General features: G+C 74.3%; 12 protein-coding genes. 4 read left to right on the forward strand and 8 right to left on the reverse strand.

All coding sequences use genetic code 11. The annotated features are described in order from the left end of the window. Positions 1-51: 51 nt before the first annotated feature. The 5 genes from ACFCZ1_RS15175 to ACFCZ1_RS15195 form a co-directional block, all read right to left on the reverse strand. A complete protein-coding gene (locus ACFCZ1_RS15175) occupies positions 52-1,482 on the reverse strand; it encodes a dihydrolipoyl dehydrogenase family protein (protein ID WP_376678731.1) in 1,431 nt (476 codons plus the stop codon). 41 nt (positions 1,483-1,523) lie between these two features. Continuing rightward, positions 1,524-1,931, reverse strand: a complete 408-nt coding sequence (locus ACFCZ1_RS15180; protein WP_376678732.1) for a thioredoxin family protein — start codon at positions 1,929-1,931, stop codon at positions 1,524-1,526. Positions 1,932-1,993: 62 nt separating this feature from the next. Next, on the reverse strand, positions 1,994-3,436 hold the full coding sequence (locus ACFCZ1_RS15185; protein WP_376678733.1) for an aldehyde dehydrogenase family protein: 1,443 nt from the start codon (positions 3,434-3,436) through the stop codon (positions 1,994-1,996). A gap of 150 nt (positions 3,437-3,586) precedes the next feature. Further along, positions 3,587-4,786: a thiolase family protein gene (locus ACFCZ1_RS15190; RefSeq protein WP_376678734.1), complete on the reverse strand. Its 1,200-nt coding sequence runs from the start codon at positions 4,784-4,786 to the stop codon at positions 3,587-3,589. A gap of 310 nt (positions 4,787-5,096) precedes the next feature. Then, complete coding sequence (locus ACFCZ1_RS15195) at positions 5,097-6,170, reverse strand: LacI family DNA-binding transcriptional regulator (RefSeq protein ID WP_376678735.1); 1,074 nt, start codon at positions 6,168-6,170, stop codon at positions 5,097-5,099. Between the two features lie 606 nt (positions 6,171-6,776). Here ACFCZ1_RS15195 and ACFCZ1_RS15200 point away from each other — a divergent pair. Then, positions 6,777-7,469, forward strand: a complete 693-nt coding sequence (locus ACFCZ1_RS15200) for an alpha/beta fold hydrolase (RefSeq protein WP_376678736.1) — start codon at positions 6,777-6,779, stop codon at positions 7,467-7,469. Positions 7,470-7,557: 88 nt separating this feature from the next. On the opposite strand, the gene ACFCZ1_RS15205 is transcribed toward ACFCZ1_RS15200, so the two are convergent. After that, positions 7,558-7,728: a hypothetical protein gene (locus ACFCZ1_RS15205; protein ID WP_376678769.1), complete on the reverse strand. Its 171-nt coding sequence runs from the start codon at positions 7,726-7,728 to the stop codon at positions 7,558-7,560. Between ACFCZ1_RS15205 and ACFCZ1_RS15210 the strand changes: the two genes are divergently transcribed. Continuing rightward, positions 7,697-9,058, forward strand: coding sequence for an amidase (locus ACFCZ1_RS15210; protein WP_376678765.1), 1,362 nt, complete (start codon positions 7,697-7,699; stop codon positions 9,056-9,058). The genes ACFCZ1_RS15205 and ACFCZ1_RS15210 overlap by 32 nt on opposite strands. Positions 9,059-9,210: 152 nt before the next feature. After that, complete coding sequence (locus ACFCZ1_RS15215) at positions 9,211-9,681, forward strand: type II toxin-antitoxin system PemK/MazF family toxin (RefSeq protein ID WP_376678737.1); 471 nt, start codon at positions 9,211-9,213, stop codon at positions 9,679-9,681. Here ACFCZ1_RS15215 and ACFCZ1_RS15220 read toward each other — a convergent pair. After that, positions 9,666-10,676 (reverse strand): ArsR/SmtB family transcription factor, encoded by a 1,011-nt coding sequence (locus ACFCZ1_RS15220; protein ID WP_376678738.1) that lies wholly within the window; start codon positions 10,674-10,676, stop codon positions 9,666-9,668. The two genes, ACFCZ1_RS15215 and ACFCZ1_RS15220, sit on opposite strands and share 16 nt — an antisense overlap. A 250-nt stretch (positions 10,677-10,926) precedes the next feature. Between ACFCZ1_RS15220 and ACFCZ1_RS15225 the strand changes: the two genes are divergently transcribed. Next, positions 10,927-11,961, forward strand: coding sequence for an MFS transporter (locus ACFCZ1_RS15225; protein ID WP_376678739.1), 1,035 nt, complete (start codon positions 10,927-10,929; stop codon positions 11,959-11,961). Positions 11,962-11,976: 15 nt separating this feature from the next. On the opposite strand, the gene ACFCZ1_RS15230 is transcribed toward ACFCZ1_RS15225, so the two are convergent. Continuing rightward, entirely contained in the window at positions 11,977-12,813 is an 837-nt protein-coding gene (locus ACFCZ1_RS15230; protein ID WP_376678740.1) for a TIGR02452 family protein, read from the reverse strand. Between the last annotated feature and the right edge of the window lie 60 nt (positions 12,814-12,873).

Genomic DNA, 12,873 nt, shown 5'->3' on the forward strand with positions numbered 1-12,873 from the left:
CCCCGACCGGGCCGAGGCCCGGGGATCGGGAGTTCCGCCGCCGGACACCCGCTATCCCCGGTACGTCTCCAGCAGGCGCAGCCAGATCTCGCTGATCGTGGGGAACGACGGAACCGCGTGCCACAGCCGCGCGATCGGCACCTCCCCCGCCACCGCGACCGTGGCCGCGTGAAGCAGCTCGGCGGCGCCCGGGCCGACGAAGGTGGCCCCGAGGACGACCTCGCGGTCCAGGTCGACGACCATCCGGGCCCGGCCGCGGTAGCCGTCGGCGTACAGCCCGGCGCCCGAGACCCTGGACAGGTCGTAGTCCACGGCGCGCACCCGGTGGCCCGCCCGTTCGGCCTCGGCCAGGCTGAGGCCCACCGCGGCGGCCTCCGGGTCGGTGAAGACCACCTGCGGGACGGCCCGCGTGTCGGCGGTCGCCGCGTGCGCACCCCAGGGTCCGGTGTCGAGCGGGGCCGTGCCGGCCGCGCGCGCGGCGATGGCGGCGCCCGCGATCCGGGCCTGGTATTTGCCCTGGTGGGTCAGGAGCGCGCGATGGTTGACGTCGCCGACCGCGTACAGCCAGTCGTGCCCCGGCACCCGGCAGCTGTCGTCGACCCCGATCCACTCCCCCGCGCGCAGCCCGACGGTCTCCAGCCCGATGTCCTCGGTCCGCGGCGTACGGCCCGTCGCCATCAGCAGTTCGTCGCCCTCCAGCATCTCGCCGCCTCGCAGGACCACCGTCACGGGCCCGGTGGAGCCGTTCCGTACGACCGCCTCGACGGCCACGCCCGTACGGACCACCGCCCCCGCCTCGCGCAGCGCGTCGGCGACCAGCTCGCCCGCGAAGGGTTCCATCCGCGGCAGCAGCCGCGGGCCGCGTACGAGTACGGTGACCTGCGCTCCGAGGCCCTGCCACGCGGTGGCCATCTCGGCGGCGACCACGGAGCCGCCCACGATCAGCAGCCTGCCGGGCACGTCCCGGGCGGAGGTCGCCTCCCGGCTGGTCCAGGGACGGGCCCCGGCCAGCCCCGGCACGTCGGGGATCATCGCCCGGGTACCGGTGGCGATCACCACCGCGTGGCGGGCGGACAGCACGTGGTGCTCGCCCTCGGGGCTGGTGACGGCCACCTTGCGGACCCCGTGGAGCCTGCCGTGGCCCCGGTACACATGGGCGCCGATCGAGCCGAGCCAGTCGATCTGGCCCTCGTCCTTCCAGTTCCCGGTCCAGTAGTCGCGGTGCGCGAACACCGCCGCCGTGTCCAGCGGCCCCGCCGCGGAGCCCGCCAGTCCCGGCACCCGGCGGGCGTCGGCCCGGGCCAGGACCGGGCGCAGCAGCGCCTTGCTCGGAACGCAGGCCCAGTACGAGCACTCCCCGCCCACGAGCTCGCTCTCCACGAGGGCGGTACTCAGCCCGGCGGCGCGGGTCCGGTCGACGATGTTCTCGCCCACCGGCCCCCCGCCGAGCACCACGACGTCGTACTCCACGGCTTCAGTCATACGGATCAGTGTCACCGCCCGCAGGGGGCGGCGTCGCGCAATCAGACTTCCGGCGTGCCGGAGTCCTGCGCTCCCGTGTCCTGGGCGCCCTTCTGCTCGGCGGCGATCTTCGCGCGCACCTCGTCCATGTCGAGGGCGCGGGCCTGCCCGATGAGGTCCGTCAGAGCCGCCTCGGGCAGCGCGCCGGGCTGGGCGAAGATGGCCACCTGGTCCCGGACGATCATCAGCGTCGGGATCGAGGTGATCTGGAAGGCACCCGCCAACTCCTGCTGCGCCTCGGTGTCCACCTTGGCGAAGACCAGGTCCGGGTGGGCTTCCGACGCCCTCTCGTAGACCGGGGCGAACTGCAGGCACGGCCGGCACCAGCCCGCCCAGAAGTCGATCAGCACGAACGGGTTCTCGCTGACCGTCTGGTCGAAGTTTTCCTTGGTGAGCTCGACTGTAGCCACGGTTTCCAGACCTCCTGATTGAGCCGTCTGCTTCTGGAACGAACGGCCTGCCGTCGGCATTCCTAGAACGGGTGAGGTGCGGGGACGGCGCGGGTCGTGGTCCAGCGCAGTTCCGTGAAGGCGTCCAGGTTCGCCTCGCCGCCGAAGCGGGCACCGGTGCCGGAGGCACCCACGCCGCCGAACGGGGCGACGGCCTCGTCGTTGACCGTCTGGTCGTTGACGTGCGCGATCCCGGTCGGGATCCGCTCGGCCAGGTCCAGGCCGCGCGCCGCGTCCCTGGTCACGATCCCGAGGGAGAGGCCGTACGGGCCCTCCGAGGCCAGGGCCACCGCCTCCTCTTCCGTCGCGAAGGAGCGTACGGGCGCGACCGGGCCGAAGACCTCCTCCGCGTAGGCGGGCGTGTCGTCGGCGACGCCCGCCAGCACCGTCGGACGGTAGAAGAGGTCCCGGTGAGTTCCGCCCGCGACGAGCTTGGCGCCCCGTCCGGTGCTGGCCTCCACCAGGGCGTGTACGCGCTCCACCTGGGCCCGGTCGATCAGCGGGCCCAGGTGGACCTGCTCGCGGTACGGGTCCCCGACCGCCAGGGCTTCGGCGCGTACGGCGAGGCGCTCCACGTACTCGTCGTAGAGCGAGGCGTGGACGAGGTGGCGCCCGGCCGTCATGCAGATCTGGCCCTGGTGGAAGAAGGAACCCCAGGAGGCCTGGGCCACGGCGGCCTCGACGTCGGCGTCGCGGAGCACGACGAGGGCCGAGTTGCCGCCCAGCTCCAGGTGGGCGCGGGTGAGGTGACGGCCGGCCAGCTCCGCGACGGAGCGGCCGGCGGCGGTGGACCCGGTGAAGGACACCACCCGGACCCGGGGGTCGGCGACCACCGCGGCACCGGTCCCGGCGTCGCCCGGCAGGACGTGCAGCAGCCCGCCCGGCAGACCGGCCGCGGTGAACACGGCGGCCAGGGCGAGGCCCCCGCAGACGGCCGTGCGCCGGTCGGGCTTGAGCAGCACCGCGTTGCCGAGGGCCAGGGCGGGCGCGACCGAGCGGATCGCGAGGATCAGCGGGGCGTTGAACGGGGCCACGACGCCGACAACCCCGGCCGGCACCCGGCGGGTGAAGGACAGCCGGGGCGCCTCGCTCGCCAGTACCTGGCCCGTGGGGCGCGAGGCCAGCGCGGCGGCCTCGTAGCATTCCTGTGCGGCGACGTGCAGCTCGAAGTCGGCCTTGCCCGGTATCGAGCCGGACTCCCGCACCAGCCACTCCCGCAGTTCCGCGGCGTGCGCGGAGAACAGGTCCCCGGCACGGCGCAGCACGGCCGCGCGCTCCAGGTGGGTGGCGCGCGCCCAGTCGCGCTGTGCGGCCCGGGCCCGTGAGGCGGCGTCCGCGACGTCCGCGGGCGCGGCCAGGTCGACGGTGGCGAGGGTGCGGCCGGTAGCGGGTTCGACGACCGCGGCGGCGCCGCCGGTGAGGGGGGTGGGTCCGTCCTGCCAGAGCGTCGGATCGAGAAGCGGCATGGCGCGGGGCCTCCGGTGGGGATGGGCGGGGCGGGGGGCGGCAGCACGCGCCATCGTGCCAGACCGGAGGCACCACTTCTGTTCAGTTATTGGGCAGTTGGCAAGGGTCCGTGTCCGGAAACGGTCGCCCACCGTACGGCGGCGGCCGGTTCAGCGCTCCAGGACGAGCGCGATGCCCTGCCCCACCCCGATGCACAGCGCCGCCATGCCGGTACCCGAGCCCGCCGCCGCCAGCTGGTGGGCGACCGCCCCGGCCAGCCGGGCCCCCGAGGCACCGAGCGGGTGGCCGATCGCGATGGCCCCGCCACGCGGGTTGACCACGGCCGGGTCGAGCTCCGGCCAGGAGGCGAGGCAGCCCAACGCCTGTGCGGCGAAAGCCTCGTTGAGCTCGAAGGTGGTGAGATCGGCGAAGCCCCGGCCGGCCTTGCCGAGTGCCCGCTGGACGGCGTCCACCGGTCCCAGGCCGAAGAGCTGGGGCTCGATCCCGGTGACGGCCGAGGCACTGATCCGGGCGAGCGGCTCCCGTCCGGTGGCGGCCAGTCCCGCCTCGTCCGTCAGCAGCAGGGCGGCGGCGCCGTCGTTGAGCGGCGAGGCGTTGCCCGCGGTGACCGTGCCGCTTCCGTCCGTCCGGAAGGCGGGCTTGAGCCGGGCCAGCGCCTCGGGCGTGGAACCCTCCCGGATGCACTCGTCCCGTACCAGGTCCACGCCCCCGTACGGCACGACCTCGTCCTCGTACAGTCCGGCGGCCCAGGCGGCAGCGGCCTTGCGGTGGCTCTCCAGGGCGAAGGCGTCCTGCGCCTCGCGGGTGATGCCGTGCTTGTCGGCCACGAGTTCGGCGCCCTCGCCGAGCGAGCCGGTCCACTCCGCGGGCATGCGCGGGTTGGTCATCCGCCAGCCGAGCGTGGTGGACCACATCTGCTGGTGGGCCGCGGGGAAGGTCCGTTCGGGCTTCTGCACCACCCAGGGCGCGCGGGTCATCGACTCGACGCCGCCCGCGATGGCGACGGAGGCGTCGCCGAGCGCGATGGCGCGGGCGGCCTGGATCACGGCTTCGAGGCCGGATCCGCAGAGCCGGTTGACGGTGACCCCGGGGACGCTGACCGGGAGCCCGGCCAGCAGCACGGCCATCCGCGCGACGTCGCGGTTGTCCTCGCCCGCTCCGTTGGCGTCGCCGAAGACGACGTCGTCGATGCGCGCGGGGTCGAGGTCGGGCGTACGGTCCACCAGCGCGCGCACGACGTGCGCGGCGAGGTCGTCCGGCCGGACCCCGGCGAAGGCCCCGCCGAACTTGCCGATCGGGGTGCGGACGGCGTCGACGACGTAGACGTCGCGGACGGTGCGGATGCTCATGGGGTCTCTCCTGGGCGGATCCGTACGGGCGGCGGCGCATCGGTGCCTGCGTGGGCACCGCACAACGCCGCCGGGCGCGCCCGGTGGGGCGCGCCCGAAGTCTCCGTCCGCAGGTCACCACCTGTCAACGGCCCCATGGTCGGTCCGGGCGCAGGTCCGGGTCCGGTCCGGGTCCGGTCCGGCTCCGGTCCGGCTCCGGTCCGGCTCCGGTCCGGCTCCGGTCCGGCTCCGGTCCGGCTCCGGGTCCGGGTCCGGCTCCGGGTCCGGCTCCGATGGGCCTCCGGGACCGTTCCGTGGGCCCACGGGGCCGTCAGGTCGATTCGCGGTGGACGGCCACGGCGGCCATCAGGTCGTGCCGCTCCGTGATCTCCGACGGCTCCCGCACCGCACGGTCGACCAGCGACGCCAGGTGGTCACCGGTCGGCATCTCGATCTGCACCGTACTCAGCCTCGGCCGCAGCAGCAGCCCGATGAGCAGGTCGTCGGCGCCGATGACCGCGACGTCCTCGGGGATGCGCAGGCCCTCGTCCTGGAAGGCACGCATCAGCAGCATCGCGTACTCGTCGTTGTACGCGAACACCGCGTCCAGCCCGAGCCCCCGCCAGCGGGCGGCGAGCGCCGCGGCCGACTCCTCGGAGTAGGCCATTGGGAGGGCCTCGACCCGGGCCCCCGACCCGGCCCCCGACCCGGCTCCCGCCCCGGCCACCGAGCGGGCGCCCGCCAGGCGGGGTGCGGAGAACAGTTCGAGGCCGTCCTCCTCGGGCACGATCACGCCGATCCGCCGTCGGCCGCGCGCGACCAGATGGGCTGCGGCCCGGACGCCGACCTCCTCCTGGTTCATGACCAGCGCGTGCGCCCCCGGCACGCCGGCCGGGCCCATCGTTATCACCGCGCGGGCGCCGGCCCGCTTCAGGGTGGCGACGTTGCGCGCCGAGAGCTCGATCTGGCCCAGCGAGATCACCGCCACCGGACGCAGCTCCGCCCAGGCACGCGCGGCCTCGTCGCCGCCCAGGCCGAGGCTCCCGTACTGGACGACGGTGTAGTCGAGGCGGCGCAGTGCCCACTGGAGCTCGTTGAGGAAGGTGGTGTACATCGGTCCGACCGGCACGTGCGAGGTGGGCAGCAGCACGATCCGGGTGTGTCCCGCGCGCAGGCTGCGAGCGGCCGCGTGCGGCACGTACCCGAGCTCCTCGGCGGCCTCGCGGACCTTGCGACGGGTCGCCTCGCTGATGCGCACGGCCTCCGCATTGTTCAGGACGTACGAGACCGTGGCGCGCGACACGCCCGCGAGGCGGGCCACGTCGGCGCTGGTCGGCACGGGCGGCGGCGTGGAAGACCCGGAGGCCGGTGCGGGCGGTTTCGGCGACTTCGATGACTGTGACATTGCCGTGGAATCTTTCCAGACCGGTTGCGCCCGGGGGCTGGCGGATGGCCAGAAACGACTGCTACGTGCTGGTTACACGAATCAGTGACACGCGTAATCAGCGTGTCACATCCGCCGTCACATCCACCTCAACAGGTATGTCGCCGGACGTGTCCCGTCACGTCCGGTCGCGTCCGGACGCTCCGTCCCCCCGCCGCGCTCCGTCGCACCCCCGCCGTCTCGACAGGAGCGCGCACACCTGGTCCGCACGCTTCGCAGGACGCCGGCGACTCCGGCGCAGGGGGCCTCGATGGCGCTGTGGCCGACGAGCAGCAGCGGGGCGGCAAGGCCGCGAACTTCGGCCTGATCGCAGGGGTGTCGGCGGTCTTCGCGACGCAATGCAGGCCTTCGCGGCCGTCAAACGGGCTCGTGTTCGGCCGCCACATGGCCGTGGACACCGGCCCTGGTGACGATGGTGCCGCCCGAGGACGAGGACGAGGACGCGGCGCGCGACTCGGGCGTCCTGGACATCGCCAACGTGCAGCCGATCCGCAGCGTGCGCCGACCCGTTCGACCTTCGTCCCTCCTTCCTGGAATCCTTCGAGGAACCTTCAGAAAGGCACCACAGTGCAGCTTCACACCCGGACCTGGGGTGAGGGCGACCGCGTCGCCCTCCTGATCCACGGCATCATGTCCGACCACCGCACCTGGCGCCGGGTCGGTCCGGCACTCGCCGGCCTCGGGTACCGCGTCATAGCCGTGGACCTGCGGGGCCACGGGGCCAGCGGCCGCGGGGAGTACAGCCCGGAGCTCTACGCGGACGACGTGGCCGAGACGCTTCCGGCCGGTGCCGAACTCGCCATCGGCCACTCCCTGGGCGGCCTGACCCTGTCGCTCGCGGTGGACCGGCTGAAGCCGCGGCGGGCGGTGTTCTCCGACCCGGCGTGGTCACTCGCCGCCATGGAGGGCGTCGGCCCCGAGATCCTCGCCCAGTTCAAGTCGGCGCCCAGGGAGCAGATCCAGGCGTTGAATCCGCGCTGGGAGGAGGCCGACGTCGACGTCGAACTGCAGACCCTGGCGGTGTGGGACGAAGCCACCGCGCTGAGCCTCGGCCCGCTGGTGGGAGCCGACCTGATGCCGGCCGCGCCGGTGGTGCCCTCGCTCGTGCAGCTCGCCGACCCGAGCGTCCTGATCTCGCCGGAGCGGGCGGAGGTCCTCACCTCCCGTGGTTTCGAGGTGCGTTCGGTCTCCGGGGCCGGGCACACCATCCACCGAGATGATTTCGACGGCTTCATGACCTCGCTGGAGGGCTGGATCTAGTCACCGCCACCACTCCCCCGTACCGTCTTTCCTACCGGTCGGTAATGGGGGAGTTGATCACGGTGTCGGATTCTTCGGTCTCGGATTCTCAGGTCTCGGATGCTTCGGCGGCAGCGGTCTCGGCGGGAACGGCGGGGACGGCGGGAACGGCGGGGACGGCGGGGACGGCGGGGACGGTGGCCGCGAGGTCCGCGTCCGGTACGGCCGGACCCTCGGGCCTGGTGGAGATGGCGGCCGCTCTCGCCGAAGGCAGCGTCACGGCACGGCAGTTGACCGAGCAGTCCCTGCGGCGGATCGCGGCCGCCCAGCCGGAGCTCAACGCTTTCCGGACCGTGCGGGCCGAGGCCGCCCTGGCCGAGGCGGACGCGGCGGACCGGCGGCTGGCCGCGGGCGAGCGGCTGCCGCTGCTGGGCGTCCCGCTCGCCGTCAAGGACGACATGGACGTGGGGGGCGAGCCGACCGCCTTCGGTTGCGCCGGGAACTTCGCGCCCAAGACCGCCGACAGCGAAGCGGTACGGAGGCTGCGCGCGGCCGGCGCCGTGATCGTCGGCAAGACCCAGACGCCGGAGCTGGGCCAGTGGCCCTTCACCGAGGGGCACGCCTTCGGCCGGACCCGCAACCCCTGGAACCCCGCCTACACGCCCGGTGGTTCCTCGGGCGGTTCGGCGGCCGCCGTCGCGGCGGGACTGGTCCCGGCGGCGCTCGGGTCCGACGGGGCGGGCTCGGTGCGGATCCCCGCGGCGTGGACGCACCTGGTGGGCGTCAAACCGCAGCGCGGGCGCATCTCCACCTGGCCGGAGCCCGAGTCCTTCCACGGGCTCACCGTCAACGGCGTACTGGCCCGCACGGTGGCCGACGCCGCGCTCCTGCTGGACGCCGCGAGCGGCCCGCACCCCGAGGACCTGCACCGCCCGGCCCGCATCTCGGCGTCCGAGGCGGCCCGCCGCACCCCCCGTCGGCTGCGGATCGCCCTCTCGTTCGCCATGCCGTTCACGGCGACGCCCAAGTCCCTTGACCCCGAGGTCCGTTCGGCGGTGGAGCGACTGGCCGGGCGGCTGGAGTCGCTGGGCCACGAAGTGGTCCCGGAGGACCCGCGCTACGGCCCGATCGGCCTGACCTTCGTCCCCCGGGCGACCAGCGGCGTACGGGACTGGGCGGCCCGGGTACCGGATCCCTCGCTGCTGGACCCGCGCACGCACGAGGCCGTACGGACGGGCCGGATCCTGGGCGGTCTGACGCTGCGGGCCGCCCGCCGGGCCGAGTCGGTACTGCGGCGGCGGGTCGGCGAGATATTCGACCGCTTCGACGTGGTCCTGACCCCGACGACGGCCACACCGCCGCTGCGGATCGGAGCACTGGCCGGGCTGGGTGCGATGGCCACGGACCGCGCGATGATCGCGGCCTGCCCGTACGCCTGGACGTGGAACGTCCTGGGCTGGCCGGGCGTGAACATCCCGGCGGGCTTCACGGCCGACGCACTGCCCCTGGGAGCGCAGCTGCTGGGCCCCGCGGAATCGGAGCCGGTCCTGCTCGGGCTGGCGGCGCAAGTGGAGGCGGCGGAGAACTGGGCGGCCCGCCGGCCGGGGTGAGGCGGGGCGGGGCCCCGCTCCGCCCCACCCGAAGCCCCGCGCCGCCGGGGATACGCCCCACCCGAAGCCCCGCACCGCCGGGGGTGCGCCCCAGCCCGAAGCCCCGCCCCGCCCCACTCCCTGCCCCCGCCCCGACCGCTACCCTCACCCGGATGACGGCACTTTCGCATCACAGCAACTCCGGCACCGGTCCCGGCCAGCCCGGCCGTGACGGCGCCACCGCCACCTCCGAGGCCGATCCGCAGGCCATCGGCCCGGTGCAGACGTCGTACGCCCCCGACCCCGACGGGGAACCCGATCCCGGCGAGATCGTCTGGACCTGGGTTCCGTACGAGGAGAACGACGGCCGCGGCAAGGACCGGCCGGTGCTCGTCGTGGCCCGGGAGGCGGCCGGGCGGACGCTGCTCGCCGTGCAGCTGTCCAGCAAGCGGCACGACCAGGACCGGGAGTGGGTGCCGATCGGCACGGGACCGTGGGACAGCGCCGGGCGGGAGTCCTGGGTGGCTGTCGACCGGGTGCTGCGGGTGCACGAGTCGGGAATGCGGCGTGAGGCCTGCGCGCTGGACCGGGGACGCTTCCAGCTGGTCATCGACCGGCTGCGCGAACGCTACGGCTGGCGGTAGCCGGTCAGCTGGTCGCCGAGGGGGCTGCGGCGGTACAGGACCTGCCGTCCGGCGCGCGCCCGGGTGGCGAGGCCCGCGGCGTACAGGACGCGCAGGTGCTGGGAGACGGCGCTCGGGGTGACCCTGAGGCGGCGGGCGATCTCGACCGTGGGCAGCGGCTCGTCGAGCAGGCCGAGCAGTCTCGCCCTGGGCGCGCCAAGGAGCGACACCAGAGCCGCCGCGTCGGCGACGGGGACCGGGCCCCAGAGCGTCGCCACTCCGCGGCTGGGGTACGCCAGCGTCGGCGGCTGGTCCGGGCTGACCGGTGGCGCGGGTTTGTGGGCGAACACGGACGGTAGGAGGAGCAGGCCCCGCCCGGACGCGGCCACGTGGTGACCGCCGATCATGTCGGAGATGTGCAGCACGCCGTTGTGCCACCGCAGGTTCGGGTGCATGTCGGCGAACAGCAGGCGCGCACCACCCACGGCCAGTTGCCGCGCGCGGTACGTCATGTCGGCTTCCAGGACGAGACGCACCTGCGGCCACACCGGCTCGACGGCGGCCTTCCAGTACCGCAGCAGGGCTTCGCAGATGTCATCGCGGAGCGCGGCGACGGCCGCGTCGGCGGCGGTGGCGGCGCGCAGGGCTTCGGGAAGCGGGTCCGGCGCGTGCGTGGCCAGCAGATCACGGCGGACCGCGTCGGGGGAGGTCCGGCGGACGACGGCCAGTTCCTCCTCGAAGGCCGGGGCGAAACCCGTGGGCCGCGGGGTCAGGAAGTCGGGGAGGGTGCGCCGCGTCGCGACCAGGGACATCAGCAGGCCGGCGTCGAGTGCGCCCAGTGCGCCGTGTCCACCCGGGCCGCCCCCTTCGCCGAGCACGGACCTGCGCCACGGGAGGAGCAGCGCGGACAGCCCCGGCTCGCGCAGCACCCGGAGGCTGAGCACCGTCTCGTGCAGGGGCGACAGGGCGAACCGCGTGTCCGCGAGATCCTCGACGCCGAGCTCGAAGCTGATCATTAAGCCGTACGCTACATCGATTGGCCCGGGGGCGCGGGTGCCGTGGACTTCCGCGCATGACACATCCAGCTCGCGCACGGCGCGCCGCCGTCGTCGCCCCGGGGATGAGCCGCCGGATGCTCCTGGTCCTCGCCCTGACCTGCGCCGTCGGGGTGGGCACCATCTACTTCCCGCAGGCGATCAGCCCGCTGGTCGTCGCCGGCCTGGGCGCGTCGCCCGATTCCGCCGCCCTCGTGGTCACCGCGACCAGGTGGGCTACACGGCCGGGATCTTTCTGCTGGTGCCGCTGGGCGACCGGCTCCCCTACCGCCCGTTGCTCGTCACCCTGTTCGCCCTCACCGGCGCCGGTCTGCTGGCCGCGGGCTGTGCTCCGGCCCTGCCGCCCCTCGTCGCCGCCGGCGCACTGGTCGGGGTCACCACCGTGGCCGCCCAGGTCATCGGTCCGCTGGCGGCCGGGCTGGCGGCCCCCGAGCGCCGCGGAGAGGTGGTGGGCACCCTGCTGAGCGGTTCCACCGGCGGCATGCTGCTGGCCCGTGCGTTCAGCGGGTCCCTCGGCGAGTGGCTGGGATGGCGCGCCCCCTACCTGGTGGCCGCGGTCGTGGTCCTGCTCCTCGCGACCGTCCTGGCCCGCATCCTGCCGGTCACCGCCCCGCCCTCGCGCCAGCCGTACCCGGGGCTGCTGGCCGAGCCGCTGCGCCTGCTGCGCGCGGAGCCGGAGCTGCGGCGCTCCTGCTTCTACCAGGCGGCGGTCTTCGGCGGGTTCTCCGCCGTGTGGACGTGTCTGGCCCTGCTGATGACCGGCCCGGCCTACGGCCTGGGGGCCCATGCCGTGGGAATGCTCGCCCTGGTCGGCGCGGCCACCCTGCTCTGCACCCCGTTCGCCGGTCGCCTGGTGGACCGCAGGGGACCCGATCGGGTGAACCTGTTCTGCGTGCTCGGGGTCCTCCTCGCGGCCGCGGTCCTGGCCGCCGGCGCCCGGGGCGGCGCAGCCGGCCTGGCCGCGCTGGTGGTCGGCACGCTGCTGCTCGACGTCGCGATGCAGTCCGGCATGGTCGCCAACCAGGCCCGGGTCTATGCCCTTCGCGACGACGCCCGCAGCAGGCTCAACACCGCCTACATGACCTGCGCCTACCTGGGCGGCAGCGCGGGTTCCTGGGCCGGGGTCCACGTCTACGGCCGGGCCGGCTGGCACGGGGTGTGCGCGCTCGTGGCCTTCCTCGCCGCCCTCGCCCTGGTCCGCCACCTCATGGCGCTGTACGGGAGGAACACGGGCCGGCGGCCCTGACGCCGTCGCCCGTCCCTACGCGGCGAAGGCCCGCTCGAAGGCCTCCCGGGTCCGCGGATCGCGGTCCAGGATCCCGAACACCACCCGGTCGAACACCCCCGCGAACCGTCCCGCCAGCAGGCCCCGGAAGGCTTCCGCCACCTCCGCCGGATCGTTGCGGAACACCCCGCACCCCCACGCTCCCAGCACCAGCCCCCGGTACCCGTGCAGCGCGGCCACCTCCAGGACCAGCCCGGCCCGCCGTACCAGGGCCTCCGGGATCTCCGCGGCCCGCTCCGGCTCCTGGCGGCGGATCGTGCCCGCGTTCGGGGCGGGGGAGGTCAGGAAGCCGACCCGGAAGGGGTTCTCCAGCAGCGCGCCCCGGTCGTCGCGGAAGACGGGCACGCCGGGTGAGTGAATCACCCGGTCGGTGTAGAAGGTGCTGCGTTCCGCGCGGTGGACCTCGTAGTACTCCGGCGCCTCCAGCAGGGTCTCGTACAGGGCCGAGGCGCGGCACAGCGCCTCCTCCTGGGCCTTGGCGCCGCGGACGTAGCCGCCGCCGGGATTCCGGGCCGAGGCGAAGTTCAGCACGGCCACCCCGGCGCCTTCCGGGTCGGGCCGCGGGCCCGCCGCGACGAGCCTGCGGGCGGCGACCGTGCTGCTCTCCCCGGTTACCTCGACGGTCGTCCCGCCGTCCCCGCGCGCGATCATCTCGCCTGGAATGACGCGGTTTGGTCCATATATCCTGGTTCCTGCCTTGGCTTCCGCCAGGGCGGCGGCCAGCGCTACCTGCCGTCCCGACCGCGTCCGGTAGCCACCGGCCGCCAGGATTTCCGCGTTCTCCCGCGCGATCTCGCGCAATCTGCTGCTCACACCGTCATCTTCTGCACCATCAGCCTCGGCGGCAAAGGTATTTGTGCCCGGCAGACGGGT

It is taken from the genome of Streptomyces sp. NPDC056224 (assembly GCF_042267665.1).
In the GTDB taxonomy this organism is placed as follows: domain Bacteria; phylum Actinomycetota; class Actinomycetes; order Streptomycetales; family Streptomycetaceae; genus Streptomyces.